Below are 1,170 nucleotides of genomic sequence, written 5' to 3'. Positions count from 1 at the left end.
CACCCAGAGTGTAAGAGTAAGGAATACTTTCTGCATGGGAGAATGACCATTTAGGCACATTTTTTTTGAAGTATTTCTCCCAGCCATTGCTGTACATTTTCATGGTTCGGTCACGCCGTTCACGAAACTGAAGATAGTTCTCGTTTCGCATCCAGCCGTACATTACGTTCTTTACTTTAACACGGCAAGCATACTTTTCATCCGTTTCATTGTAGCGTTGAGGCTTGGCAATGGCAGTGCGTTTAACATAGTCAGTTTTCGTTTCACCCAGGCCTCTCCAGCGATTAAGTTTGTCAAGACTTCGGCCCAGAGGTCCTCCCAGCCAGTCAGTTAGTATCTTGTTGTCGTTCATGAAAAAGTCGAAAGTGAGGCTTGTTGTAAGAGCTAATCCGAATGTTTGCACGTAGGTAAACCCGGATAAAAGACCGTGGGCGTATGCTCCGGCAGTGGCTACCGGACCCAGTACGATGCCGGCTGTGGCAGAGACCAGAATTTTCACTTTTTCCGGTGTGATCCTGTGCACCAGCGGTATCTGAATTCCTTGTCCGGATCCCATGGATTTAACCATTTCGGGGACCAGACGGTAAATGGTGCGGTACCTATGGGAGTTGGCGTTGTACTGTCTGGTGAACAGCGCAGAGCCGGTTTTCATTAGAATAACCGAGGAAGCAGCCTTACCTAATGGCATTGCCAGAGCGCCCACTTCAGAGATTTCTTCAATTCTGCTGTGATAGGCATATTGGCGGGTTCGGTCAAGATCAACTCTATAGCGTTCCATCCAGTGTTCGAAAGGTATGAGCATCCTGTGCATGTAATCGCCCCTGTTGGTCAGATCCAGAAAATAGAGGAGCTGCATGTTTGAGAGGAATAGCCTGACAGCTTCCGGGGCGGTATGGGTCACCATTAAAGGTTTGTAGCTGGAGTAGTACCCGGTTAGGGCTTGTACCATGAAGGCTGAAGGCTTGATCCAGTAATCGTTTAGCTGTAGCTCAGCAGCAACGGTATGAGCCAGCATCAATGTGCTATCGATAGCCTTGAACAGGTCTGATTCAGACATGCCGGTAGCATGAGCATAAGGTGTCAGGGTATCCTGAACCTTGGCCATGAATGCTGCTGTCTTGCGGCCGTTTTCAAAGGCAATATCGTCAAGAACGTAGTTGGCGATGACCG

Annotated in this window: 1 protein-coding gene; it reads right to left on the bottom strand. The window is 48.5% G+C overall.

Going from position 1 to position 1,170, the window contains the following annotated elements:
* A partial coding sequence (locus tag KDK17_RS00315; protein ID WP_257287084.1) for a hypothetical protein occupies positions 1-1,170 on the bottom strand: 1,170 nt, incomplete at both ends.

The sequence above is a fragment of the Endozoicomonas sp. SESOKO2 genome, assembly GCF_024606245.1.
GTDB lineage: Bacteria > Pseudomonadota > Gammaproteobacteria > Pseudomonadales > Endozoicomonadaceae > Endozoicomonas_A.
Note: the sequence above shows the minus strand (reverse complement) of the source record. Positions and strands in the feature narration are given on the sequence as shown.